General features: G+C 37.3%; 27 protein-coding genes. 23 read left to right on the top strand and 4 right to left on the bottom strand.

Translation table 11 applies throughout. The annotated features are described in order from the left end of the window. Together GA0061074_RS05740 and GA0061074_RS05735 are read left to right on the top strand one after the other, a co-directional pair. Positions 1-1,086 (top strand): ABC transporter substrate-binding protein, encoded by a 1,086-nt coding sequence (locus tag GA0061074_RS05740; RefSeq protein WP_092462753.1) that lies wholly within the window; start codon positions 1-3, stop codon positions 1,084-1,086. An 89-nt stretch (positions 1,087-1,175) separates the two neighbouring features. Then, the gene (locus GA0061074_RS05735; protein WP_092462751.1) at positions 1,176-1,955 is read left to right on the top strand and encodes a peptidylprolyl isomerase; all 780 of its coding nucleotides are present in this window, start codon (positions 1,176-1,178) and stop codon (positions 1,953-1,955) included. 62 nt (positions 1,956-2,017) lie between these two features. On the opposite strand, the gene GA0061074_RS05730 is transcribed toward GA0061074_RS05735, so the two are convergent. Further along, entirely contained in the window at positions 2,018-2,362 is a 345-nt protein-coding gene (locus tag GA0061074_RS05730) for a hypothetical protein (protein ID WP_092462749.1), read from the bottom strand. Between the two features lie 128 nt (positions 2,363-2,490). After that, the gene (locus GA0061074_RS05725) at positions 2,491-2,940 is read right to left on the bottom strand and encodes a universal stress protein (protein ID WP_092462748.1); all 450 of its coding nucleotides are present in this window, start codon (positions 2,938-2,940) and stop codon (positions 2,491-2,493) included. 541 nt (positions 2,941-3,481) lie between these two features. Between GA0061074_RS05725 and GA0061074_RS05720 the strand changes: the two genes are divergently transcribed. The 12 genes from GA0061074_RS05720 (at position 3,482) to tpiA (ending at position 13,627) form a co-directional block, all read left to right on the top strand. Continuing rightward, complete coding sequence (locus GA0061074_RS05720) at positions 3,482-3,655, top strand: type II toxin-antitoxin system RelB/DinJ family antitoxin (protein ID WP_092462746.1); 174 nt, start codon at positions 3,482-3,484, stop codon at positions 3,653-3,655. 138 nt (positions 3,656-3,793) lie between these two features. After that, on the top strand, positions 3,794-4,177 hold the full coding sequence (locus tag GA0061074_RS05715) for a phage holin family protein (RefSeq protein ID WP_092462744.1): 384 nt from the start codon (positions 3,794-3,796) through the stop codon (positions 4,175-4,177). Between the two features lie 17 nt (positions 4,178-4,194). Further along, a complete protein-coding gene (gene hprK / locus GA0061074_RS05710; protein ID WP_092462742.1) occupies positions 4,195-5,124 on the top strand; it encodes an HPr(Ser) kinase/phosphatase in 930 nt (309 codons plus the stop codon). A gap of 79 nt (positions 5,125-5,203) precedes the next feature. Then, a complete protein-coding gene (locus GA0061074_RS05705) occupies positions 5,204-6,223 on the top strand; it encodes an NAD(P)H-dependent glycerol-3-phosphate dehydrogenase (RefSeq protein ID WP_092462740.1) in 1,020 nt (339 codons plus the stop codon). Between the two features lie 7 nt (positions 6,224-6,230). Next, positions 6,231-7,106 (top strand): UTP--glucose-1-phosphate uridylyltransferase GalU, encoded by an 876-nt coding sequence (galU, locus tag GA0061074_RS05700; RefSeq protein WP_092462738.1) that lies wholly within the window; start codon positions 6,231-6,233, stop codon positions 7,104-7,106. 172 nt (positions 7,107-7,278) lie between these two features. Then, the gene (gene trxB, locus GA0061074_RS05695; protein ID WP_092462736.1) at positions 7,279-8,232 is read left to right on the top strand and encodes a thioredoxin-disulfide reductase; all 954 of its coding nucleotides are present in this window, start codon (positions 7,279-7,281) and stop codon (positions 8,230-8,232) included. 90 nt (positions 8,233-8,322) lie between these two features. Next, complete coding sequence (locus tag GA0061074_RS05690; RefSeq protein ID WP_092462734.1) at positions 8,323-8,940, top strand: histidine phosphatase family protein; 618 nt, start codon at positions 8,323-8,325, stop codon at positions 8,938-8,940. Between the two features lie 89 nt (positions 8,941-9,029). Further along, a complete protein-coding gene (locus GA0061074_RS05685) occupies positions 9,030-10,001 on the top strand; it encodes a beta-ketoacyl-ACP synthase III (protein WP_092462732.1) in 972 nt (323 codons plus the stop codon). 32 nt (positions 10,002-10,033) lie between these two features. After that, positions 10,034-10,219, top strand: coding sequence for a hypothetical protein (locus tag GA0061074_RS05680; protein WP_092462730.1), 186 nt, complete (start codon positions 10,034-10,036; stop codon positions 10,217-10,219). 185 nt (positions 10,220-10,404) lie between these two features. After that, positions 10,405-10,671: a phosphocarrier protein HPr gene (locus GA0061074_RS05675; protein ID WP_042493719.1), complete on the top strand. Its 267-nt coding sequence runs from the start codon at positions 10,405-10,407 to the stop codon at positions 10,669-10,671. Between the two features lie 40 nt (positions 10,672-10,711). Further along, the gene (gene ptsP / locus GA0061074_RS05670; RefSeq protein ID WP_092462728.1) at positions 10,712-12,439 is read left to right on the top strand and encodes a phosphoenolpyruvate--protein phosphotransferase; all 1,728 of its coding nucleotides are present in this window, start codon (positions 10,712-10,714) and stop codon (positions 12,437-12,439) included. Positions 12,440-12,853: 414 nt separating this feature from the next. Then, positions 12,854-13,627: a triose-phosphate isomerase gene (tpiA, locus tag GA0061074_RS05665; RefSeq protein WP_092462726.1), complete on the top strand. Its 774-nt coding sequence runs from the start codon at positions 12,854-12,856 to the stop codon at positions 13,625-13,627. A gap of 66 nt (positions 13,628-13,693) precedes the next feature. On the opposite strand, the gene GA0061074_RS05660 is transcribed toward tpiA, so the two are convergent. Continuing rightward, positions 13,694-14,461, bottom strand: a complete 768-nt coding sequence (locus tag GA0061074_RS05660) for a hypothetical protein (RefSeq protein ID WP_092462724.1) — start codon at positions 14,459-14,461, stop codon at positions 13,694-13,696. Positions 14,462-14,754: 293 nt separating this feature from the next. Between GA0061074_RS05660 and eno the strand changes: the two genes are divergently transcribed. The 6 genes from eno (at position 14,755) to GA0061074_RS05630 (ending at position 21,738) form a co-directional block, all read left to right on the top strand. Next, positions 14,755-16,113 carry a phosphopyruvate hydratase gene (gene eno / locus GA0061074_RS05655; protein ID WP_092462722.1) on the top strand — a complete coding sequence of 453 codons (1,359 nt, stop codon included), beginning with the start codon at positions 14,755-14,757 and terminating at the stop codon, positions 16,111-16,113. Between the two features lie 134 nt (positions 16,114-16,247). After that, a complete protein-coding gene (gene secG, locus GA0061074_RS05650) occupies positions 16,248-16,487 on the top strand; it encodes a preprotein translocase subunit SecG (RefSeq protein WP_092462720.1) in 240 nt (79 codons plus the stop codon). 75 nt (positions 16,488-16,562) lie between these two features. Beyond that, positions 16,563-18,917, top strand: coding sequence for a ribonuclease R (rnr, locus tag GA0061074_RS05645; protein WP_092462718.1), 2,355 nt, complete (start codon positions 16,563-16,565; stop codon positions 18,915-18,917). A gap of 24 nt (positions 18,918-18,941) precedes the next feature. After that, entirely contained in the window at positions 18,942-19,412 is a 471-nt protein-coding gene (smpB, locus tag GA0061074_RS05640; protein ID WP_092462716.1) for an SsrA-binding protein SmpB, read from the top strand. Positions 19,413-19,552: 140 nt separating this feature from the next. Then, positions 19,553-21,001, top strand: a complete 1,449-nt coding sequence (locus GA0061074_RS05635) for an amino acid ABC transporter substrate-binding protein/permease (RefSeq protein ID WP_092462714.1) — start codon at positions 19,553-19,555, stop codon at positions 20,999-21,001. Continuing rightward, the gene (locus GA0061074_RS05630; protein WP_092462712.1) at positions 21,001-21,738 is read left to right on the top strand and encodes an amino acid ABC transporter ATP-binding protein; all 738 of its coding nucleotides are present in this window, start codon (positions 21,001-21,003) and stop codon (positions 21,736-21,738) included. The genes GA0061074_RS05635 and GA0061074_RS05630 overlap by 1 nt, the downstream gene beginning before the upstream one ends. Positions 21,739-21,800: 62 nt before the next feature. Here GA0061074_RS05630 and GA0061074_RS05625 read toward each other — a convergent pair whose 3' ends face one another. Beyond that, on the bottom strand, positions 21,801-22,346 hold the full coding sequence (locus GA0061074_RS05625) for an LURP-one-related/scramblase family protein (protein WP_092462710.1): 546 nt from the start codon (positions 22,344-22,346) through the stop codon (positions 21,801-21,803). A 123-nt stretch (positions 22,347-22,469) separates the two neighbouring features. On the opposite strand from GA0061074_RS05625, the gene GA0061074_RS05620 reads away from it, so the two are divergent. The 3 genes from GA0061074_RS05620 (at position 22,470) to GA0061074_RS05610 (ending at position 25,362) form a co-directional block, all read left to right on the top strand. Further along, positions 22,470-23,135: a uracil-DNA glycosylase gene (locus tag GA0061074_RS05620; RefSeq protein WP_371851052.1), complete on the top strand. Its 666-nt coding sequence runs from the start codon at positions 22,470-22,472 to the stop codon at positions 23,133-23,135. 161 nt (positions 23,136-23,296) lie between these two features. Next, positions 23,297-24,277, top strand: a complete 981-nt coding sequence (gene pta / locus GA0061074_RS05615) for a phosphate acetyltransferase (protein WP_092462708.1) — start codon at positions 23,297-23,299, stop codon at positions 24,275-24,277. Between the two features lie 107 nt (positions 24,278-24,384). Then, entirely contained in the window at positions 24,385-25,362 is a 978-nt protein-coding gene (locus GA0061074_RS05610) for a choloylglycine hydrolase family protein (protein WP_092462706.1), read from the top strand. Positions 25,363-25,371: the final 9 nt, after the last annotated feature.

Raw genomic sequence — 25,371 nt, 5'->3', positions numbered from 1 at the left:
ATGAAAAAAATCATTTGGTTAACAGCGATTATTTTGGGTGCCACGTTAGCTTTATTTGGGGTTAATGTTTTTTTACAGCATGCAGAGAATGTGGGTACTAAGAATAACGGTCGCCAAGAATTAACTATTTATAATTGGGGAGATTATATCGATCCGGATTTGTTAAAAAAATTCCAAAGGGAAACAGGCTACAAAGTTGATTATGAAACATTCGATTCAAATGAAGCAATGTTTACTAAAATTCAACAAGGTGGGACACACTATGATTTAGCAGTTCCCTCGGATTATATGATTCAGAAAATGAAGGCAGCTAACTTGTTGTTACCATTGGATCATAAAAAACTAACCGGTCTTAATAATTATGATAAGAAGTTTATGAATCAGCCTTTTGATAAAGGAAATAAATATTCTGTTCCATATTTTTGGGGTACCTTAGGAATTGTCTATAATGACAAGTATATTAAACCAGGTGAAATTAAAACTTGGAATGATTTATGGCGTCCAAAATATAAAAAGAGCATTATGTTGATTGATTCATCAAGAGATATTATGGGCATGGCACTAGCATCTAGCGGGCAATCAGTAAACACTAAGAGTATTCCTGAGTTGGCTGCGGCGAAGGGAAAACTAGATACATTAATGCCTAACGTCAAAGCAATTGTTGCCGATGAAATTAAGACTTATATGGCACAAGAGGAAGCAACACTTGCAGTTGATTATTCCGGTGATGCGGCAGAAATGATTTCTGAAAATAAGCATTTACACTATGTTGTTCCAAGTGATGGTGGAAATTTGTGGTTTGATAATATCGTTATGCCAAAAACGGTAAAAAATAAAAAAGCAGCTTATGCCTTCTTGAATTTTATGAGTGAACCAGCCAATGCAAAACAAAATGCAATTTATGTTGGCTATGCAACGCCAAATAAACGGGCAGTTAAACAATTACCAAAGTCAATTAAAAATAATCCATCATGGTATCCCGATGATAAGACTTTGTCTAAGCTAGAAGTGTATGAAGATTTAGGGCCAAATTGGGTTGGTAAGTATAATGATTATTTCTTAGAATTTAAAATGACAAATCGTTAATATAAATAAAAAATTTATCTTTATACTAAGCATTGGATTGTAGAATAGGGTTTATAATTGAAAGTTAATTAAGAACGGGAGCAAATATAATGAAGAAAGGCAAATCGGAAAAAATTATAGCATTACTTGCAGTTGTTTTTGTTATAGTTGGATTGGGTGTTGCATATCAGTCAGCACATTCAGATAAAGGCACAACAACTGAAAAACGACAATCACTTTCAAAAAATAAATTGAATAAGGTTGCATTACCACAATTGTCGAAAAAAGTGCATAAAAACGAGACGGTTGTTACGGTTAAGACTACTGCGGGTGACGTTAAAATTAAATTGTTTAATAAATACGCACCACTGGCAGTGAAGAATTTTATTAAGCATTCACAAAAAAACTATTATAATGGCACAATTTTTCATCGTGTGATTAACGATTTTATGATTCAAGGTGGTGATCCCACTGGTACTGGTACTGGGGGAGCATCAATTTGGAAAAATAAAAATGATAAAATTGATGATGGATCGGGATTTAAAAACGAAATTTCATCATGTCTCTATAATATTAGAGGAGCCGTTTCGATGGCTAATTCTGGTGAAAATACTAATGGTTCGCAGTTTTTCATTAATCAAAATCATGATGATGCAACGGCGCAATTAAAAAAATCAGAATATCCAGATAAGATTATCAATGCTTACAAAAAAGGCGGTAATCCATCGCTTGATGGTAATTATACTGTCTTTGGGCAAGTTATTAGTGGGATGGACGTTGTTGATAAAATTGCGACTGCTGAGGTTAAAGATAATGCCGATCATTCTGAAAAATCAACTCCAGTTAACCCTTACAAGATTATAAAGATAACCATTGATAAAAACGCATAAAAGTATAAATAAAAACAGCGCTAGTCTGGTATTAGTTACCGACTAGCGCTGTTTTTATTAGTCTAAGAGTTTGAATGGGCTAATGCCGTATTTGTTACAATCAACTGGAAATAGTTGTCAAACCCGGGTTTATCATAACTACGTAACAAACCAGCAAAGTCGGCTGGCGACCAGTCTGATACTACGATAGCACCATCTTGATATTGTAGTGAATGTGAAATGGCTGAAGTACTTTCGACTAAGTAGAAAGTGTCATTAATATCTAAGTAGAGTAGTTGCAACTTAATATTACGATTATCACCAAGTGAAGCTGTTGAAGTTAAAAAAGGATCATTTAGCCAATGTTTGCTAACGTGACTGTGTCTAAATTTATGAATAGTTTCTAGTGTATTTCCGATAATTTTCATATTGCATCCCCTATGTTAATGATAATTAAAAACTTAAAATTATTATAACCTAATTCTAATAAAAGTTCATTAAGTTAGATAACCAATAAAAAAACCAACTACAAAAATGTAGCCGGCTTTTTTAAAATTTACTGCACAATCAAAACATCCGCCTTAGCGTTTTGTACCACAAATGAGGTTACCGATCCAACAAGAAGACGTTCTAATGTATTTAGACCTGACTTACCAAGCATAATCAATCCAGTTTCATGATCACGAGGGAAATCACGTGCAATAACAGTTTTTGGTGAACCAAAACGAACGTGAATATTGACTTGTTCTGCACCATTATCGCGAGCGATTTGTGCATACTTTGTTAGCTTTTCTTCGGCATCTTGTACTAATTGGTAAACAACATCGCCAGAAATTGACATACCAGCTAGACCAGAAATTGAATTTGTATCAATAACGTACAATAAATCTAAAGCAGTTTTGTTACGCGCAGCAACAGCAGCGGCCTTTTCAATTATGATGCTAGAAACTTTTGACCCATCAATGGGGGCCAATATGTTCTTGTATGCAATCTTGTCTTCTGCCATGGCAGTCACCGTCCTTATAAGTAATAGTATTCATATGAATTAATTTATACTTATATTATATACCTAATAATAGGCAAATGTAAGCGTAATCTTAAATTTAAAGAGTGAGAACAATGCATATTTAATACAAAAGTGTATTGTAAATTGGTGAATATTCTGGATTGCTTTTTCTTTTTTTTATGCTATAATATTACTTATGCGATGAGTCGAGAAAGATCATAATAGATCTTTTATAAACGGCCCTTATTAACAGTCGTATACTGGAGGGTGCAAAACGAGTTGTGGAACTTGGTTTGCTGCACATGACTACCTTTAGCTTTGCTATTGGGTGTACGTTGACTGATAGGAAACTATCACGTGAGCTAGGACGCGTCAATCCTAGCAATGCCAATCTAAACACACTGTCTTTTGGGGCAGTGTGTTTTTTTATATAGGTAAATTTGTATTTCAAATCAATGCTAGAATAAGATATTTTCTGTAAAATGGTATATAATAAGTCATGGGTTAAATATATTTGATGGATACAAGGGGGGATGTGTCAATGGAAAAGCTAATTCAAATACGAGTTGAAGAAGACGTTCGTAATGCAGCTGATGACGTGTTTAAAGAAAATGGGTTAACGACACAACAAGCGGTTAAAATGTTTTTAACACAAGTTGCTCATAGCGGAAAGTCACCGTTTGATGACTTATTTAGAGCTAAAAATCAAAAATAGTTAAAGATTTTATCTATTACTGGAAATGAAATTATTCATTTCTGGTTTTTTATTGTCATAAAAGATTTTGTCAGACATTTAGCCAAATATAAGTATAATTTTGATATACTGTTTATTAAGAATAACTGGAGGAATTTTATGAAAACAGTTACTTTTAAGAATTTTTCTTTTTGGCAACGCATTATTATTAATACAATTACATTATTGGCGATGGCTGGATTGTTTAGAAATGGTCTTTATATTAGTAGTATTTGGACGGCAATTTTAGCAGCATTTATTTTAGGAATTTTAAATGCTTTGGTTAAACCAGTACTACACTTATTAGCATTACCATTTACTATTTTGACATTCGGCCTATTTGGTTTAGTAATTAATGGTGTGGTCCTTTGGTTAACGGCTTGGGTCATTGGGGATGGCTTTAAGTTTGCAAGTTTTGGATGGGCGGTTTTTATCGCAATTATAATGTCGCTTGTTAACTTAATAATTTCTAACTATTTTAGTAAAAGTAATCAACAAACATAATAAGATGGGGATTAAAGATGGCAAAAGAACTAACAGTAAAAGATTTGTTAGATAATACACGCTTAAAGATAGTTACGGGTGAGGCATATTTGGATCGTAAAATAACGACGCCAGATATTTCACGCCCAGGGCTAGAAATGACTGGGTATTTTAATTATTATGCACCAGAACGTATTCAATTAATGGGAATTACGGAAACGTCATTTGCGCATCGTATGAATCATGAAGAATTACTATTGATAGCAAGAAAAATGATGCAACCAAATACACCAACGTTTGTTGTTTCAACTGGTCGTAAATTACCAAAAGAGTTTATGCAAGCTGCGGAAGAAAATCATATTCCTGTTTTAGCAACGGAATTAACTTCTTCAAAGATTTTGGCTAATATGACTTATTTCTTGAGTGGTGGTTTAGCAGAACGAGAATCCGTGCACGGCGTTTTGGTCGACATATTTGGACTAGGTGTATTAATTACGGGTGATTCTGGTGTTGGTAAATCAGAGACTGCGTTGGAATTAGTACAACGTGGTCATCGTTTAATTGCTGATGATCGAGTTGATGTGTATGCCCAAGATGAGGAACGCCTGGTTGGTGAGCCACCTGCAATTCTTAGAAATTTGATGGAATTACGTGGTGTGGGTATCATCGATGTGATGGACTTATTTGGTGCTGGTGCAGTGCGCTCACATGCAACAATTGCTTTTAATTTGCATCTCGCAAAATGGCATGATGATCAAGAAGTTGACCGTTTAGGCAATGGTGAAGAAGTAATGAAGATTCAAGGTGTTGACTTACCACGTTTTGTATTGCCCGTACAGGCTGGTCGTAATTTGGCTGTCTTGGTTGAAACGGCGACAAAGAATTTCCGTGCTAAGTTGATGGGCTTTGACGCAACTCAGACATTCAATAATAATTTAACTAATCTAATCTCTGAAAATTCAAAATAGTAAAATTAGATTGCCAAGATACTAGATTGTGGTATTATTATGGTATTCTCAGGGATGTAGAGTAACAAGGAGGAATCTCGTGAGTCGCGAAATTATTGCAGTTTTAGGCGCTGGTTCGTGGGGAACCGCATTAGCAAATGTAGCCGCTGAAAATGGGCATGATGTCCGTTTATGGAGCCATCGTGCTGAACAAGTTGATGAAATTAACGAAACCCATCGTAATTCAAGGTATTTGGGTGAGCATTCAATCAACGAAGGTGTTGTTGCGGTATCTGATATGAAACAGGCTGTTGACGGGGCTGATCTTGTTTTGAGTGTTGTACCAACCAAGGCAACACGTGAAGTAGCGCAACAATTGGTTGCAATTTTGGAAGAAACGAATCATAAGGTTGTTGTGATGGCGGCAACTAAAGGAATCGAACCAGGTACTTACAAGCGAGTATCAGAAATGCTTGCAGAAGAAATTCCTAGCAAGTATTTAGGTGGTTTAGGGATTATTGCGGGACCTTCACATGCTGAAGGTGTTATAAAGCATGATCCAACCTTGGTAACAGCTGTAAGCGCTGATTTAACGGTTGCTAAATATGTACAAGGTGTTTTAAGTAATCAAGTTTTTCGTGTTTATACAAATACGGATGTGGTTGGCTCTGAAATTGGAGCGGCTCTTAAAAATGTGATTGCCATTGGAGCGGGTGCCTTAGAGAGCTTGGGTTACGACGTAAATGCGAAGGCTGCTTTGTTTACAAGAGGATTGGCTGAAATTAGTCGTCTTGGTCAAGCTTTTGGTGCTAATCCAATTACGTTTATGGGCTTAGCGGGTGTCGGTGACTTATTTGCAACAGCAACTTCAGTATACTCGCGTAATTATCGCGCTGGTGTACAACTAGGAGAGGGTAAGCACCTGGACGATGTTGTTGCTGATATGGGGATGGTTATTGAAGGTATTTCAACAACCAAAGTTGCTCATGAATTAGCTCAAAAGAAACATGTTGAAATGCCCATCACTTCAGCTATGTATCGTGTTATTTATGACAACGAAGATGTTAAAAATGTTATGCAGTTATTGATGGGACGTCCAGTCTCACAAGAAGGGAAGTAATTAGATCATGAAACCAGTACGTAAAGCGATTATTCCAGCCGCAGGATTAGGAACCCGTTTTTTGCCAGCCACAAAGGCATTAGCAAAGGAAATGTTGCCAATTGTCGATAAGCCAACAATTCAATTTATCATTGAAGAAGCCTTGGCTTCAGGAATTGAAGACATTGTCATCGTTGACGGTAAGTCAAAGCGCTCTATTGAAGATCACTTTGACTCAAATCCTGAATTAGAGAACAACTTGCGTGAGAAGGGTAAGGATGAGTTGTTGAAGGTTGTTGAAGAAACAACGGACATTAATCTATACTTTATCCGCCAATCACATCCACGTGGTTTGGGAGATGCTGTTTTGACTGCTAAGTCATTTATCGGTGACGAGCCATTCGTTGTTATGTTAGGTGATGATTTGATGGACGATGATGAACCTCTAACAAAGCAGTTGATTGATCGTTACAACACAACTGGTGAGTCAACATTGGCTGTAATGAAGGTTCCTCATGACCAAGTTTCTGAATATGGTGTGATTGCACCTGAAAAGGAAGTTGCTGATGGACTTCATCAAGTAAATAGCTTTGTGGAGAAGCCAAAGCCTGAAGATGCACCATCTGATTTGGCAATTATTGGTCGTTACTTATTAACACCTGAAATCTTTGAAGAGTTGGAAAACACTAAGCCTGGTAAGGGTAACGAAATCCAATTAACTGATGCTATTGATACTTTGAACAAGCGTCAACATGTTTATGCTCATGAATTTAAGGGTAGCCGTTATGATATTGGTTCAAAGATTGGTTTCTTGACAACTAATATCGAGTTTGGATTGAAGCATCCACAAACATCTGAAGATTTGAAGAAGTATATCAAGGACTTGGCTAAGAAATTAGACTAATTATATTGAACTTAAAGTAAAACTGTAGGTATTAAAAAAGAATACTTACAGTTTTTTATTTATTTACAAAAAGTAAGTGAAAATGCTTGATTTCTCTTTTAAAGAATGTAAAATGTAGTAGAAGTAATGAAGAAGTAAGAAAATAAAAGTATTTGAAGATGGAGGTGTTGTTATGGCTCAACACTATGACACAATAATTTTAGGTGCAGGACCTGGTGGGATGACAGCAGCTACATATGCATCACGTGCTAATCTCTCAGTGTTAATGATTGATCGTGGTATCTATGGTGGTCAGATGAATAATACGGCTGAAGTAGAAAACTATCCTGGTTTTAGCAGTATTTTAGGACCTGATTTGGCTGAAAATATGTACAAGTCTTCAACACAATTTGGGGCAGAGTATGCTTTTGGAACGGTTTTGCATGTTGAGGCACAAGAAGACGGTTCATGGCATGTTGTAACTGATATGGATGAATACACGAGTAATACAGTTATTGTCGCGACTGGTTCTGATTATAAGAAATTAGCAGTTCCAGGTGAGGATACGTATGCTGGTCGTGGTGTTTCTTACTGTGCGGTATGTGATGGGGCTTTCTTCCGTAACCAACACGTTATTGTTGTTGGTGGTGGTGATTCAGCCGTTGAAGAAGCAACTTATTTAGCTGGATTGGCTGAGAAGGTAACCGTATTCCATCGTCGTGATAAATTACGTGCACAACAAATTTTACAAGATCGTGCTTTTGCTAATGATAAAATTGAATTTGTTTGGAATACCGAAGTTGAAGAGATTTTGGGCGATGATAAAAAGGTGACTGGCGTTCGAGTTCGTAATAATGTGACCGGTGAAGTCTATAACGTTGATGCAGCTGGTGTATTTATCTATGTTGGTGTTTTGCCAGTATCTCAAGTTGTTGATGGCCTAGGCATTACAAATGAACAAGGCTGGATTGAGACAAACGAACGTATGGAAACTGCACGTCCAGGTATGTTTGCACTTGGTGATGTTCGAGATAAAGAACTACGTCAAATTACAACAGCCGTTGGGGATGCAGCTATTGCCGGACAAAATGTCTTTTCATACAATGAAGAGTTCAAATTAAAACAGCAAAAGGTAACAGAATCATAATTAAACGAAATAGGGTTTAATAATTTTTAGTATAATTTGGCTGGAACAAAACTTTTGTTCCAGCTTTTTTAGACAATGGGGGTAATGGCAATGACGACTTTTTATTTTGTTCGCCATGGGCAAACGTTGGCAAATGCGAGTGGTCTAAAGCAGGGACAGATTAATACTGAAAATACAGTGTTAAATAATGTTGGTATAGAACAAGTCACAACGTTGGCAAAGCATTTTGATATACAATTTGCGCAGCATTTGATAGCTAGTCCATTGAATAGGACACAACAAACAGCAACTTTATTAAATGAAACGGCCCAATTGCCGTTGCAGACTGATCGTCGGTTGCTAGAAATTTCATATGGTCAGTGGGATGGAAAGAGTAATCAAAAATTAATGGCTGCATATCCAGAAGTTTTTGATGACATATTACAAGATGTATTACCTGAATATATTAAATATGCAACGGCAGGTGAAACATTTGAACAGGTAGTAGCACGTGTACAATCATTTTTAGATGATATGACACAAAAATACCCTGATGATAATGTAGTAGTAGTTACCCATGGCTTTACGATTAAAGCAGTGATAATGGCTGTTTTTGGCATTAATGATATGACAATACGATTACCAGAACCTGCTAATGCAAGTCTCACAAAATTGACGCAGACTATTTCAGGACATAAGTATTTGTATTTTTTTAATCAACAATATTGATAAAATATAAATTTTATTAAAATATTAATGTTTTTTTTGGTTTGCACACGTATAATAACGTGTAGTAGTAATTAGGAGGAGAGCAGAGCATGGCGCAAGGCGTAAAAATTGTTGCTTCATCTCATTATGTCCCAAAAGATGTTGTCACTAATGATGATTTGGCAACAATTATGGATACAAATGATGAGTGGATTCAAGCACATACGGGAATTAAAACTCGACATGTATCACTTCAAGGAGAGAACACATCAGACTTAGCGACGAAAGCTGCGCAACAAGCGTTTGAACAAACGTCACTTACGCCAGATGACATTGATCTGATTATTGTAACAACGTTTACGCCAGACGGTTTAGCACCATCTACGGCGGCGTTAGTGCAAAGAAATTTACAAGCAAATAATGCTTGGGCTTATGACATATCAACTGCTTGCGCTGGTTTTGTTTTTGGGTTAAGTACTGCAGATAAATTTTTAAAGGCTGGCACAGCTAAGCATGCTTTGGTTATTTCAGCTGAGGTTAATTCTAAAATGATGGATTTTCATGATCGGACTTCAGCTGTATTCTTTGGAGACGGTGCGGCCGCATTTATTTTGGAGGCTTCATCTGAAAACCTTGTGATTGCTGAAGATATGCACACAATCGGTAATGCGGAAGTTGTTCATTCTGGTTTAATTGCACCACTCCATGAATTATCTGAAAATAATAGTCCACAGACAACGGCCTTTCATCAAGAGGGCCGTCAGGTATTTAGTGAAGTTGAACGTTTGATTCCTAAACATATTAGTGAATTGTTGCAAAAAAATGGTCTGGCGCCAGATGATATAGATTATTTTATTCCACATCAAGCTAATTTAAGAATCATTGAAATGTTAGCTAAAAGATTGCAGCAACCGATGAGTAAATTTGTTACAAATGTCGCTAAATATGGCAATACATCATCAGCAGGAATTGCAATGGGATTAGATGAACTTAGACATCATGTATCATTGCAAGGTAAGAAAGTTTTGCTAACTGGGTTTGGTGCTGGTTTTACTTATGGAAGTATCTTGTGCCAATTCTAAAATTAACTGTATAATATAAATGAGGAGGCCAAATGGATTACAACCAAATGTTAGATCAGTTGCGATCAGGTGAATTAAATCAATTCATAGTCACTTCAGAAGAGTTTCCGGATTTTTATACTGTTTGGCGTGACTATCCATATCAGAATGCAGTTAAAGGTACTGCTGAACGTGGTGGCATTATTACGTATACAGCAAAATCTGATGAAGCATCATAGAATTAAATTTATTGCAGAACACAACTCAATAAATATTTATGAAAAAAATATGTAAGCGCTTGCGATTGTATTTAATACCTGATAAAATGTTTTATAGAGGTTAGTTGAAAATAGATTGTTGAAAGTATTGATTAACTAAACCCATTTTATAAAAATAATATTTAAATTTAGAGGAGATTATCACCATGGAATCACGCGAATTTCACATTGTAGCCGAAACTGGTATCCACGCACGTCCAGCAACTTTGTTGGTACAAGCAGCTTCAAAGTTCTCATCAAATGTTACTTTGTCATACCAAGGTAAGGATGTAAACTTGAAGTCAATTATGGGTGTTATGTCATTAGGTGTTGGACAAAATGCTGATGTTAAGATTTCTGCAGAAGGTGATGACGAGGCTGATGCCTTGGCAGCTATCGCAGAGACTATGTCAACTGAAGGTTTGACTGACTAATTATTTTAACTAAATAAACAGATTCAAAGGGAACAGAGTAATGACTAAAAAAATTACAGGAATTGCTGCATCAAACGGTGTTTCAATTGCAAAAGCATATAAGCTTGTTGACCCGGATCTGTCCTTTGAGACTCGCACAATCGACGATGCTCAAGGTGAAAAAGACCGCGTGAACGCGGCCTTTTTGGCATCTAAGGCAGATTTGGAAACAATTCGTACTAAGGCTGAGGCGTCAATGGGGGCTGATGAAGCTGAAGTATTTACCGCACATATTATGGTGTTAGAAGATCCAGAACTTCTATCTAGCATTAATGATAAAATCGATAATGATAAGACCAACGCTGAAGCAGCTTTAAAGGCAGTTACTGATACGTTTATTGGCATGTTTGAAGCAATGGCGGATGATAATCCATATATGGCTGAACGTGCTGCTGATATTCGTGACGTGACGAAACGTGTCTTAAGTCACTTATTGGGCAAAGAATTACCAAATCCAGCGTTGATTAATGAAGAAGTTGTTATTATTTCACATGATATGACCCCTTCAGATACTGCGCAACTTGATCGTCGTTATGTTAAAGGCTTTATTACTGATGTTGGTGGTCGTACAGCGCATGCTGCTATTATGGCACGTACGCTTGAAATCCCAGCAATTGTTGGGTCTGATAACGCAACGAAAGAGATTTCAGAAGGTGAGACCGTAATTTTGGATGGTTTAGATGGGGTAGCTTTGGTTGAACCATCAGAATCTGAAATTTCATCATACCAACAAAAAGGTAACGAATATGCTGCTAAGAAAGCAGAATGGGCTAAGTTGAAGAACGAGAAGTCTGTTTCTGCCGATGGTAAAGAGTTCGTTATTGGTGCTAACATTGGAACACCAAAAGACCTTGATGGTGTTATTGAAAATGGTGCCGAGGGTGTTGGTTTATATCGTACAGAATTTTTGTACATGGATTCTTCGGAATTACCAACTGAGGAAGCCCAATTTGAATCATACAAAAAAGTCCTTGAAAACATGGATGGTAAGCCTGTAACGGTTCGTACTATGGATATTGGTGGTGATAAGCATTTGCCTTATTTGCCATTGCCTGAAGAAGATAATCCATTTATGGGTTACCGTGCTATCCGTATTTCATTGGATCGTGATGATATTTTCCGTACACAGCTACGCGCTTTGTTGCGTGCATCCGTCTACGGTCAATTATGGATTATGTTCCCAATGGTTGCGACGGTACCTGAATTCCGTGCAGCTCGCGATATTTTCAATGAAGAAAAGGCGAAGTTGGTCGACGAGGGTGTTGCTGTTTCAGATGATATCAAGTTAGGTATTATGATTGAAATTCCAGCAGCTGCAGTGTTGGCTGATAAGTTTGCTCAAGAAGTAGACTTTTTCTCAATCGGAACAAATGATTTAATTGGTTATTCAATGGCTGCTGATCGAGGTAATGATCGTGTATCATACCTATATCAACCATATAATCCATCAATTTTGCGTTTGGTTAAGAACGTAATCGATTCTGCACATAAGTATGGTAAGTTTGCTGCTATGTGTGGTGAAATGGCTGGTGATCCGATTGCAGTACCATTGTTAGTTGGTATGGGATTGGATGAATTCTCAATGTCAGCAACGTCAATTTTGCAAGCTCGTTCATTGATGAAGAAATTAGATACACAAGAAATGGCTAAGTTAGCTGACCAAGCGGTTGATTGTGAAACCAATGATGAAGTCATTGCTTTGGTAAAAGCAAATGTCTCAGCGGACTAGTTAATATAATATTTAATGGAGATAATCTGTGTTAGCAGATTATCTCCATTTTTTGTTGGATTAATGAAACGTTGCTATCGGTAACATGTAACAACCTTATTGATAAACTTATCACTAAATAAGGTACGATTTGGCTTAATTCAATCGGGTGAAGAATTGGCAAGCGTCAGATAACAATGGCAGGTTATAATGCGATTGTGCTCGGTATCAAATAAAAAGGATAGAATGTATTTTTATATTAGACAATGTTATCTATTAAAAGATGTAATCTAAATATTGCAGTGACAATTAATAATTTATTTATTATTTGTATACTTAGGCATAAAAGTTAATAGCTTTCATACAACGTTTAACCGTTCTTTAGCATTATGCGTGGTATAATTAGCCTTAGTATAATGAGGGATGGTAATAAAAATGTCACGACGACCAATTGTAATTGCAAACTGGAAAATGAATAAGTTGCCAAGTGAGGTGTCACAATATATCCAATATGTTGCACCAAAGTTGGCTGATTATCCAAATGTTGACGCTGTATTAGCAGGGCAAGATGTGTTATTAAATACAATGGTTATGGCAGCTAAGGATACACCAATTGAAATTGGGGCTGAGAATATGTATTGGCAAGATAAAGGGGCTTATACGGGAGAGACTAGTCCACAAGCTTTAGCTGATTTGGGAATTAGTAAAGTTATCATTGGTCATTCTGAACGACGTAATTATTTCCGTGAAACTGATGAAATGGTAAATTTGAAAACATTGGCAGCATTAAGAAATAATGTTTCACCAATCATTGCAATTGATGAGGCTGTCCAATTAACTTCTTTGAATGATCATGCACACTGGATTGTTAATCAAGTAGTAGAATCACTTAAGGGTGTGACTGAACAGGAAATGAATCGAATATTGTTGGCATATGAACCAACGGCAGCAATTGGTTCTGGTCAGGCAATGACACCGCTTGATGCACAAAAGAGTTTACGAATTATTCGGCAAACGGTTGCTGATATGTTTAATCAAAAAATTGCAGATCATGTGCGTATTCTATATGGTGGTTCGGTTAAACCAGCTAATGCTTATGATTTATTAAAACAACCAGATATTGATGGTGTGTTAGTGGGGGATGCTGCGTTAGATGCAACCACTTTTTTGGAGTTAGTTAGCTTAGCTGATCAAGCTAAGAGAAATTAAAAATAGACATATAAAAATGCGCTTTGGATATTTGATTCAAAGCGCATTTTGTTTCGTGAATTTGATTTAATCAATTGTTGAAATTGCTGTGTCAGGCTTCGACAAAGAAATTTCGTTTGGTACATCAGGATTTGTAACTTCTGATGACTCAGTATCATTAACAGGAACACTAGATGAATTATTTGAATTGCTGCTTGATTCATTAATGTTAGAACTGGTTTCACTTGAACTTGGTTTATTAGAAGAACTGTTATTAGCGCTACCATTATCAGATGAACTAGTTGATGATGAAGAGCTGTTTTGTGAAGAACTACTGCTGCTATCAGATGAAGTTACTGCGGAAGAACTGCTATTTGATGCAGATGAAGTTGTCTCTGAAGAACTCATATCACTACTAGTGTTAGTTGTTTCACTGTTTGAAGAGGCATTACTTTGTGAACTAGTATTAATGCTAGTTTCACTTGATGGACGACTACTTTGACTTCTGCTTGCATTACTATTTGAAGAAGAATAATTAGAATGTGAGTATTCTTTTGATTGTGTTTGTGAAGCTCGCTTTGAACTTGTTGGAATGGCAGCCACGCTATTTGAACTAACTGGTTGTTCTTCTTGTGTATTTGAAATAACGATACCACTGTCAGCAAGTTTAGAACTGAATTTCGATGAATCAGACTTTGAAGCAGCTTGAGATTGTTTTTGAGATTGCAAATTGGTTACTTCTTCTCTAGGATTAGTTAACCAACCTGAAAAAGCTTGGGAGGTACTTAAAAACACCACAGGGATCACAAAAAGAAGACCCACTAATAATGAAATTGTATAAATTGCGCGTTTCATAAACCTTCCCCCAAGATAATTGATTAATTAAGTGTAACGTGCTTAACAATTACATGACGGTCAAAAGTGTAACAAAATGACAACAAATCACTTGCAAAATAATGTCTAGGCATAAAAACAACGGCTATAGTTGATGATTTTACGTAAAACTTAACCAATTTTTTGACTATTTTGTGAACTTTTTGATGAGTGAAAAGGTCAGTGTTAGCATATACTTTGAATTATGTTACAATAGTTTCCAAGGGATAATCCCATATAACTATACTTTCAAGAATAAGTAAGGAGAAGACAACATGTCTGCAATTACTGATATTTATGCACGCGAAGTCTTAGACTCACGTGGAAACCCTACTGTTGAAGTTGAAGTTTACACTGAATTAGGTGGCTTCGGTCGTGGAATCGTGCCATCAGGTGCTTCAACTGGTGTTAACGAAGCCGTTGAGTTACGTGATGGTGACAAGAGCCGTTTCCTAGGTAAGGGAACTTTGAAGGCTGTTGAAAATGTCAACAAGGTAATCAAGGACAAGTTGATTGGTATGGATGTTACTGATCAAGTTTTGTTGGATCGTACAATGATTGCTTTGGATGGTACTCCAAACAAGGGTAAGTTAGGTGCTAACGCTATCTTAGGTGTATCAATTGCCGCTGCTCGTGCAGCTGCCGATGAACTTGGTACACCTTTGTACAACTACCTTGGAGGATTTAACTCAAAGGTTTTGCCAACACCAATGATGAACGTTGTTAATGGTGGTGCTCACGCTGACAACTCTGTAGACTTCCAAGAGTTTATGATTATGCCAGTTGGTGCTAAGTCTGTTGCTGAAGCTATTCGTATGGGTTCAGAAACTTTCCACGCATTGCAAGCTTTGTTGAAGGAATCAGGTCACTCAACTGCTGTTGGTGATGAAGGTGGATTTGCACCTAACTTTGCTTCAAACGAAGAGCCATTCCAATACTTGCTAAAGGCTATCGAACGCGCTGGTTACAAGCCAGGTAAAGATGTTGCTATCGCCTTTGACGTTGCTTCATCAGAGTTCTATGATCACGAACGTAAGATTTATACATTGGATGGTGAGCCTGATAAGAAGGAATACACAACTGATGAATTTATCGATTACTTAGAAAACTTGGTAGAAAAGTACCCAGTTGTATCAATCGAGGATCCTTTGGCAGAAGCTGAAGATCTAAATGATGAAGAGCAATGGGATAACTGGGCTAAGTTGACTGACCGTCTTGGTAACAAGGTACAACTTGTTGGTGACGACTTCTTCGTTACAAATACTGACTTCTTGGCAAAGGGTATTGCTAAGGGAGCAGCTAACGCTATCTTGATCAAGGTTAACCAAATTGGTACTTTGACTGAAACTGTTGAAGCTATTGAAATGGCTAAGGAAGCCGGTTACACAGCTATTGTTTCGCACCGTTCTGGTGAAACTGAAGATACGACAATTTCTGATTTGGTTGTTGCAACTAACGCTGGTCAAATCAAGACTGGTTCAATGTCACGTACTGACCGTATTGCAAAGTACAACCAATTGATGCGTATTGAAGATTTGTTGACTGATAAGGTTGCTGAATACAAGGGTATTAACAGCTTCTACAACATTGACAAGTCTGCACGTGATGCAATTGTTAACTACGAAGCAAAGTAATTAAATAATTAATTAAAGTGAGATTTAGCTATTGATTAGCTTTGTCTCACTTTTTTTATTGAGACAAACTTGCTCCTATGTTATGCTATATAAGTATATATAGACTATAAATAGAAGAAAGAGGAGGCACCAAGATGTACGACATATTATTAACGGCAATGATTATAGTTGGTGCGCTAATTATAATTGCAGTTATGATGCAACCATCAAAACAACAAGATGCTTTGTCAGCATTGTCAGGTGGTGGCGGTGGTGACTTGTTTGCAACCCAAAAGGCGCGAGGATTCGTTGCAGTTATGCAACGTATTACGGCTGTTCTTGCAGCAATCTGGTTTATTTTGGGATTGGCGCTAGTTTACCTTTCTTCACATTAAAAAATTACCAGTACTCAAGACCCTTCGTGACATGTATTACGAGGGGTTTTTAATTTTAAGAAGAGCGAGAAATCAATGGAATTACAAAATTTACAAGACCAATTATTTGGTTTTTTGAAAGGAAACCCAACCCAAGCTTATCCAGCACAAACGCTGACTGACGGGTTGCGGTTAGATGACGCAAATGCGTTTAAATTAGTTGTACAATCTTTAGCTGCTTTAGAACGAAGTGGCAAAGTGAAAGTTAATGAAGCTGGTGCATTTCAATATAATGCGGAACATGAAGGTGTTATTGGTACGTTTAAGGCCAACGATAAGGGATTTGGTTTCGTTCATTATGATGAAACGGCACCAGATGTTTTTGTAAATCCCGACAATACAGATTTTGCTACGCAAGGTGATGAAGTTCGGGTTAAATTATTAAATAAAGGTGACGAAAAACGTGGCCCCGAGGGAAAGGTAATTGAAATTATTACCCGTGGTCGTGAACAAGTTGTTGGTGAGTTTACATTAGGTAGCCCATATACAGGTTATATTGGAAGTATTCGCCTAACTGATAAAAAATTTGCATCATTTGAATTTTTAGTTAAAGAAGGTGGCTTGGCAGCAACTGATGGTGAAGTTGTTGTTGCATCAATTGCAACGTATCCATCGGCAGAGATGCCTAAGCACTTTACGGGTTCAATCGTTGATAAAATTGGTTATAAGGATGAACCAGGTGTTGATATCATGGAAATTGTCTATAACCATGATGTACCACATGTTTTCCCTAAGGCAGCGTTGGATCAAGCCGAAAAAATCCCTGATGAAGTTCAGGATAGTGAGCGTGAGGGTCGTGAAGATATCACTGATCAACCATTAGTAACAATCGATGCAATTGAGTCCAAGGATTTGGATGATGCCGTTGTGGTTTGGAAGTTGCCAAATGGTAATTTCCATTTAGGTGTTCATATTGCGGATGTTTCTCATTATGCTGTTGAGGGTACGCCATTAGATGAAGAAGCTTATAATCGTGGTACGTCAGTTTATTTGACGGACCGTGTTATTCCAATGCTTCCTCGTAAGATTTCTAATGGTATTGCTTCTTTGAATCCAGGTGTCGATCGTCTGGCAATGTCAGCGGAAATGGAGTTTACACCAAAAGGTAATTTGGTTAACCATCGTTTGCATACATCAGTAATGCGTTCACATGCTCGTATGACCTATAAGGCCGTGAATGCTATTCTAGCAGGCGATGAAGAAACACGTGCGGAATACGCTGAATTAGTACCGATGTTTGAAGATATGGCTGAACTACATGAAGCTTTGGCAGCCAAGCGTACAGCGCGTGGGGCTATAGAATTTGATGCGCCTGAAGCAAAAATTATTGTCGATGAACAAGGTAAGCCAACTGACATTGAATTACGTGAGCGTGGTTTATCTGAACGTATAATCGAATCATTTATGTTAGCGGCTAATGAAACGGTTGCTATGCACTTTGATTTGGCAAAGGTGCCATTCTTGTATCGTATTCACGAGGCACCAGATGCTGATCGCGTAGAAAAATTTGTTGAATTTGTTAAAGCATTGGGTGCACCCGTAAAAATTGATCCAGAAAAAGTTAAGTCAACGGACTTGCAAAGTATCCACAATTTCTTTATTGGTCGTCCGGAAGAACAGATGGTTTCAACCATGATGTTGCGTACGATGAAGCAAGCTAAGTATTCTAATGATCCATTAGGTCACTTTGGAATTGGTGCTGATTATTATACGCACTTTACTTCGCCAATTCGACGTTATCCGGATTTGACAGTGCATCGTTTAATTAAATGGTACGCTAAGAATGGTCTTGGTGAAGACGCACAAGCTAAGTACGCTGATAAGCTGGCACAAATTGGTGAAGAAACTTCAGTTAAGGAACGTCGTGCTGTTGATACTGAGCGTGATACTGATGCCATGAAGAAGGCTGAGTATATGCTTGATAAAGTTGGTCAAGAATTTGATGGTGTTGTTAATGGTGTCTTGAAGTTTGGTATGTTCATTTCATTGGAGAACACGGTTGAAGGATTGATTCATATTTCTAACTTTACTGATGATCAATATGTTTATGATGAAGCTCATATGGCACTGATTGGCCGTCGTTTGCACCACATTTATCAAATTGGTCAGCCAGTTCGAGTACGAGTTGTACGTGTCGATAAGGAGCAATCATCAATTGACTTTGTATTAGTTGATCCAGATGAGGCGCCAATTACAGATATTAAGGTGCCTGAAGAGCATCGCGGAGCCTTTGGTAATAAGAATCGTGGGGACCGTCGTCGTAATGATAAGCGTAACCGCTCTTCTAAGGGTGGTAAAACGCACAATGATGGTAAACCATTTGGTGCTTACCATAATAAGCGTAAGCCGGATGACAAGCGTCAAGATTCTAACCGTAAGGGCCGCCATTAATAAATATTTTTTTAGGGGGTTATCATGGCTAAAAAAAAGCGACGTTCGAATGATGCGTTGGCTACGAATAATAAGGCTCGTTATAACTATGCTATTGCTGAAACGTATGAAGCTGGTATTGAACTAACTGGAACAGAAATAAAATCTGTACGTGCTAGTAAAGTGACGATTGGGGATGGTTTCGTACAGGTACGTAATGGTGAAGCATGGTTGGATAATGTCCATATTAGCCCGTTTGAGCAAGGTAATCGATTTAACCATGATCCGTTGCGTAGTCGGCGTTTGTTGTTGCATAAAAAAGAAATTAAGGCATTACAAGCTGCCGTTGCACAGCAAGGGAAAACGATTGTACCGCTACGAGTTTATCTAAAACGCGGTTTTGCGAAAGTTCTAATCGGTGTTGCTACCGGTAAACATAATTATGATAAGCGTGAAACAATTAAAAAACGTGACCAAGATCGTGACTTGCATCGTACAATGAAGAAACGTTATTAGAATTAATAATTGATTAAAGATTGAACTAAATTTATTAGTTCAATCTTTTTTGTGTTAGGAAACCTAACATTGTTTATCTATTTATTAACGCAATAACGTACAATGAATTGGAATGAGAAGAGTCTTGGAGGAGAAAAAGAATGCGCAAGTGGTTAATAAGTCTAATAGCGTGTGCTAGTTTAGCGATTGGGGTAACAATTGGTTTACCAGCCGTGCATGCAGCGACGCCAAACTATACCATAACAACTGATACGACTTTCCCACCGTTTGAATTCCAAACGGATAAGGGAAACTATCGTGGTATTGATATGGATATGTTGAAGGAAATATCAAAGCGTGAAAATTTTACGTACAAATTAAAACCAATGAGTTTTAACGCTGGCGTACAAGCCGTCCAAGCAGGGCAGGTTGACGGAATTGTGGCTGGTATGTCGATTACTGATGAGCGTAAAAATACGTTTGATTTTGGAACGCCTTATTACAAAAGTGGTATTGTTATGGCCACAACAGAAAAGTCAAACATTAAAGGCCTTTCTGATTTAAAAGGTAAAACTGTTGCAGCAAAGACGGGTAGTGCTGGTGCAGATTATGCTCGTGAAATGTCAAAAAAATACGACTTTAAAATAACATATTTTAATGACTCAAATACAATGTACAATGACGTTACTATCGGTAATACGGTAGCAGCTTTTGAGGATCAACCTGTGATGGCTTATGCTATCCAACAAGGTACAAATCTAAAAATTGTTACAAAACCTGCTAAGGGTAATTGGTATGGCTTTGGTGTTAAAAAAGGTGCTAATGCCGAATTATTGAAGAAATTCAACAAAGGGTATGCTGAGATTGTTAAAGATGGTACCTATGACAAGATTGTTAAGCATTATCTAGGAAATGGTGGCTACAACTATAAAAAGAATGCTGCTGATAAGGCTGATCAAAAAACCACAATTTGGAGTTTGTTCAATGAAAATAAGAGCGCTCTATTTACGGGATTAGTTAAAACACTAGAATTAACATTAGTTGGTATTATTTTAGCTGGTATTTGGGGAATCTTCCTAGGAATTTTGGGTGTTATGCCAAGTAAAATTGCTCGTGGTATATCAACAACCATTATCTATATTTTCCGTGGTTTGCCAATGCTAGTGCTAGCATTCTTTATTTACATTGGTATTCCTAATTTAACAGGTCAAAAAATTCCAGCATTCACGGCTGGTGTTATTACGTTGATTCTAAATGAGGGTGCTTACATTGGTGCGTTTGTTCGTGGTGGCTTTAATTCAGTTGATTCAGGTCAGCTTGAGGCAGCGCGTTCATTAGGATTGCCATATGGGAAAGCAATGCGTAAGGTTGTTATGCCACAAGGAATTCGTTTAATGATTCCAAGTTTTATTAATCAATTTATTATTACGTTGAAGGATACGTCAATTCTATCTGCAATTGGAATAATAGAATTAACACAAACGGGTACTTTAATTATTGCTCGTAATCTACAGGGATTCCGTGTCTGGTTGATGATTGCGGCACTATATCTTATCGTGATTACATTGTTAACTTGGTTATCAAATTGGGTAGAAAAGAGGATCAAATAATGGCAGCAATTATTGAAGCACGTGATGTTCATAAAAGTTTCGGTAAAAATGAAGTGCTAAAAGGGTTGAGTTTAGCTGTCAATGAAGGTGAAGTTGTTGTAATGATTGGTCCTTCAGGTTCTGGTAAATCAACATTTTTACGTTCGCTGAACAAGTTGGAAGCAATCAATGATGGTCAAATTATTATTGATGGTGAAGACATTAGTGACTCTAAAGTTAATATTGACAAAGTACGCGAAAAAGTAGGCATGGTGTTCCAACACTTTAATTTGTTTCCACATCTTACGGTTATGGAAAACATGATTTTGGCACCGGTTCAATTAGGTAAGATGACTAAGAACGAAGCAATTGACAATGCTAAAACGCTGTTAAAACGTGTTGGCCTTTTGGAAAAAGCTGATGTGAAGCCGGATACACTTTCTGGTGGTCAAAAGCAACGTGTTGCGATTGCGCGTGCACTAGCAATGAATCCAGAAATCATGTTATTTGATGAGCCAACGTCAGCACTTGATCCTGAAATGGTTGGGGATGTGTTAGATGTTATGAAAGAACTTGCCAAGGAAGGTATGACCATGATTGTGGTGACCCATGAAATGGGCTTTGCTAAGCAAGTAGCTGATCGTGTTGTGTTTTTTGCGGATGGTTATATCAGAGAAGAAGGTAAACCAGCTGAAATCTTTGAAAACCCACAAGATGAACGAACACGTGATTTCTTAAATAAGGTATTAAATGCCTAAATAAAAAAAGAAGCATGCCATAATGATTAGATATAAAGCTAATTGTTATGGTGTGCTTCTTTTTAGTTATGTGGTTTTGAAGAACTACTGAAGGGTGATATCACTGGTATTGGTGTGTTAAAAGGACTTGGCCAGGCAAGTGGGTAACGATGTGCAATAAATGCCCAACGATCCAGAAAAGCCATGATTAATACTAGTAAAGATTCTTGTTCATTATTTAATAATGTTACTTTTAACCGTTTATCCGCTAATGGTTGCGCATACGCTAGTTGACGGTTAACTGTTGTAATCTGAAAACGTCGTTTTTCTAGACTTCCTAAAACAAACCAGTTCAGTGAATTGACGTATAAGAGTTCATGCCGTTTAAGTGAAATGCCAATTGAACCAACTTGCTTGTTTTGGCTGCTTAAAGTAAAACGTGGCAAGAGACCACTAGAAACTTGTGTAATAGTTGCCAACTCTTCAAAGGCATCATTGAAAATTGTTAATTGGTTATTGCGTTTACCGATTTGTCCCGAAACAAAATACTTAACTGTGCGATTATATTCAGTAACGGTATTGGTACCGGCACGTTTACTATGCGATTGTGAAATATATAAATCGTGCAAAATAAAACCTCCTTATAATGTTAAACAAGGATTTAGCTTATTTTTATTTTACCATATCCCTTTCAGGAGATTGATTTGTCAGTATAATGAAGATATACAATTTGTTAAGGGGTGATGTGAAAAATGAGGCCATTATTACCAATGGACTGGGCAAATGCCTTACAGCCGAAATTAGATAATCAATATTTAGAAAAAATTAGCGTATTTTTAGATACAGTTTATGCAAATGAAACAATTTATCCAAAGCGCGAGAATGTTTTTGCTGCGTTACAAGCGACGCCGTTAGCAACGGTCAAAGTGGTTATTCTTGGTCAGGATCCATATCCAAATCCAGAGCAAGCACAAGGCATGAGCTTTTCAGTGCCTAAGGGGATGGGGCTACCTAAATCGTTAATTAATATTTATAAAGAATTAGCTGATGATTTACAAAAACCAGCACCACAGGATGGTGATTTACATCGTTGGGCTAAGCAAGGCGTTTTATTGTTAAATACGGTTTTAACAGTGCCGGCACACAAGGCTGGAGGGCATGCTGGCAAAATCTGGGAACCATTGACTGATGAAATTATTCGTATTGTCGCACAACAAGATCAGCCAACGGTATTTATATTATGGGGAAAGCAAGCTCAAAAAAAGCAGGCTTTGATTAAGGGTAACCAAAATTTGATTCTTCAAGCACCCCATCCAAGTCCGTTATCAGCATATCGTGGTTTTTTTGGTTCTAAACCATTTAGTCAGACAAATCGATTTCTGGAGTCTGTAGGTTCTGAACCAATTACGTGGGCATAGGTATTTAGTAATTAAACATTTTATATTATGTTGTGCACGAAGTAGATATTAGTGTCCCAATAGTGGAACTCTATTGAAACGTTGGTGTATCAACATTTGTGTTATAATTACAAGTGTAGTAAGTAATCATTTATTAATAAAAGAGACGAGGTTTGTCCATCATGGAGTTGTTTGAACAATTAGCAAATAAAATTAAAGGGCAAGATAAAACCCTAGTATTTCCAGAAGGTGAAGATCCACGTATTCAAGGTGCTGCCGTACGTTTAGCAGCAGATGGATTGGTTAAACCAATTTTATTAGGTCAAAAAGCAAGTATTGATGCAACGGCAAAGGAAAATCATTTTGATTTATCACAAGTTACAGTAATTGATATTGATTCTTATCCAAAAGAAGATTTTAAAGAAATGGTTCGTACTTTGGTAGAACGTCGTCATGGTAAGACGGATACGGCAACTGCTAAAAAGTGGTTAAAGGATCCTAACTATTTTGGAACTATGTTGGTTTATATGAAATTAGCTGATGGAATGGTTTCAGGGGCAACGCATCCAACTGGCGATACAGTTCGACCTGCTTTGCAAATTATTAAAACTGCTGCTGACGCATCACGTATCTCCGGTGCTTTTGTAATGCAACGTAATGATGAACGTTATATTTTTGCAGACGCTGCGATTAATATCGACATTGATGCACAAACAATGGCAGAAATTGCTGTTCAATCCGCTAAGACAGCTAAAGTATTTGGTATTGATCCTAAAGTTGCTATGTTGAGTTTTTCAACTAAGGGTTCAGCGCGAGCACCACAAGTTGACAAGGTTCAAGAAGCAACGAAAATTGCTAAGCAACTAGCACCAAGTTTGCCATTAGATGGTGAATTGCAATTTGATGCTGCCTTTGTACCCGAAGTTGGAGAAGCAAAAGCACCTGAATCATCAGTTGCTGGTCATGCAAATGTCTTTGTCTTCCCAGACTTACAATCTGGTAACATTGGTTATAAAATTGCCCAACGTTTAGGTGGTTTTGAAGCTATTGGACCAATCTTACAAGGATTGGCACAACCTGTTTCTGATTTGTCACGTGGTGCTAATGAGGAAGACGTTTATAAAGTTGCAGTTATTACTGCAGCACAAGCGATAGCTAATTAAATAAAAAACTAAGTGTCGTTTAACCTGATGTTAAAAGCTTTAATAACTTTTACGAAGATTAGACAGCACTTTTTTAATATACTTGATGATTAAGGTAGGTGAGGAACATGTGTACAAGTATTTTACAAATTGCAAAAGATGGCACACATGTGTTGTCACGAACAATGGATTGGCCACAACTTGAGAATGCACCAATGTTTGTTCCAAGAAATTATCGGTGGCATTCAGCATTTAATAGGCATTTAATTCAAAATAAATATGCTTTTATTGGTGGTGGTGAGTTAAGTAATAAACGCACAGATGTTGCAGACGGCGTGAATGAGTTTGGCTTAAGTGCACAAAAATTAACGTTTGGTAATGGGGCTAAATTTATAGATGACATTGATAATGACAAGGTTCAAATTGCACCATTTGAATTTGTGTTTTGGTTGTTAGGTAATTTTAAATCAGTTGCTGATATGACGGCACATATCGATCAAATCCAGTTGATGTCAGAGAAAAATAGCGTTGTTAAATATGGTAACCCAGAATTACATTATGCCGTCACTGATACTACTGGTGCTATTGTTGTTGTAGAACCAACAACTTGGCCAATGAAAATAGTGGCTAATCCATTAGGTGTCGTAACAAATAGCCCATATTTTGATCAACAAATTAAACAATTAGAAAAATATGTTGAGTTTAAACCAGAATTTAAATCAGGGACGATTGGTATTAACGTGCCGAAGGTAACAACGGGCAAGCTCTCAGGAAAGGCAACACCACCTGGCGCTTATTCACCCGGCGCTCGCTTTTTAAGAGCAGCTTATTTGAAAGAACGAGCTGATCAACCAGGCGATGAAGATGAAGCTATTATAACAAGTTGGCATTTGCTTGATAGTGTAACTGTACCGAAGAATTTAACGCATCAAAAAACTTTTTCAGTCTATCGTGCAGCCACGGTATCAGAAAGTCGCAGTTATTATTTTCAAGCGTATCATCAAGGAAGTATTACAAAATTACAGTTAACTGATGATATGTTAGCTTTAACGGAACCGATTGTTTATGATTTGCCTGATAAGTTAGCAGTTAATCAGTTAAATTAGTAATAATTA

Source organism: Weissella bombi, assembly GCF_900094835.1.
In the GTDB taxonomy this organism is placed as follows: domain Bacteria; phylum Bacillota; class Bacilli; order Lactobacillales; family Lactobacillaceae; genus Weissella; species Weissella bombi.
This window is presented reverse-complemented; position numbering and strand designations above follow the sequence as displayed.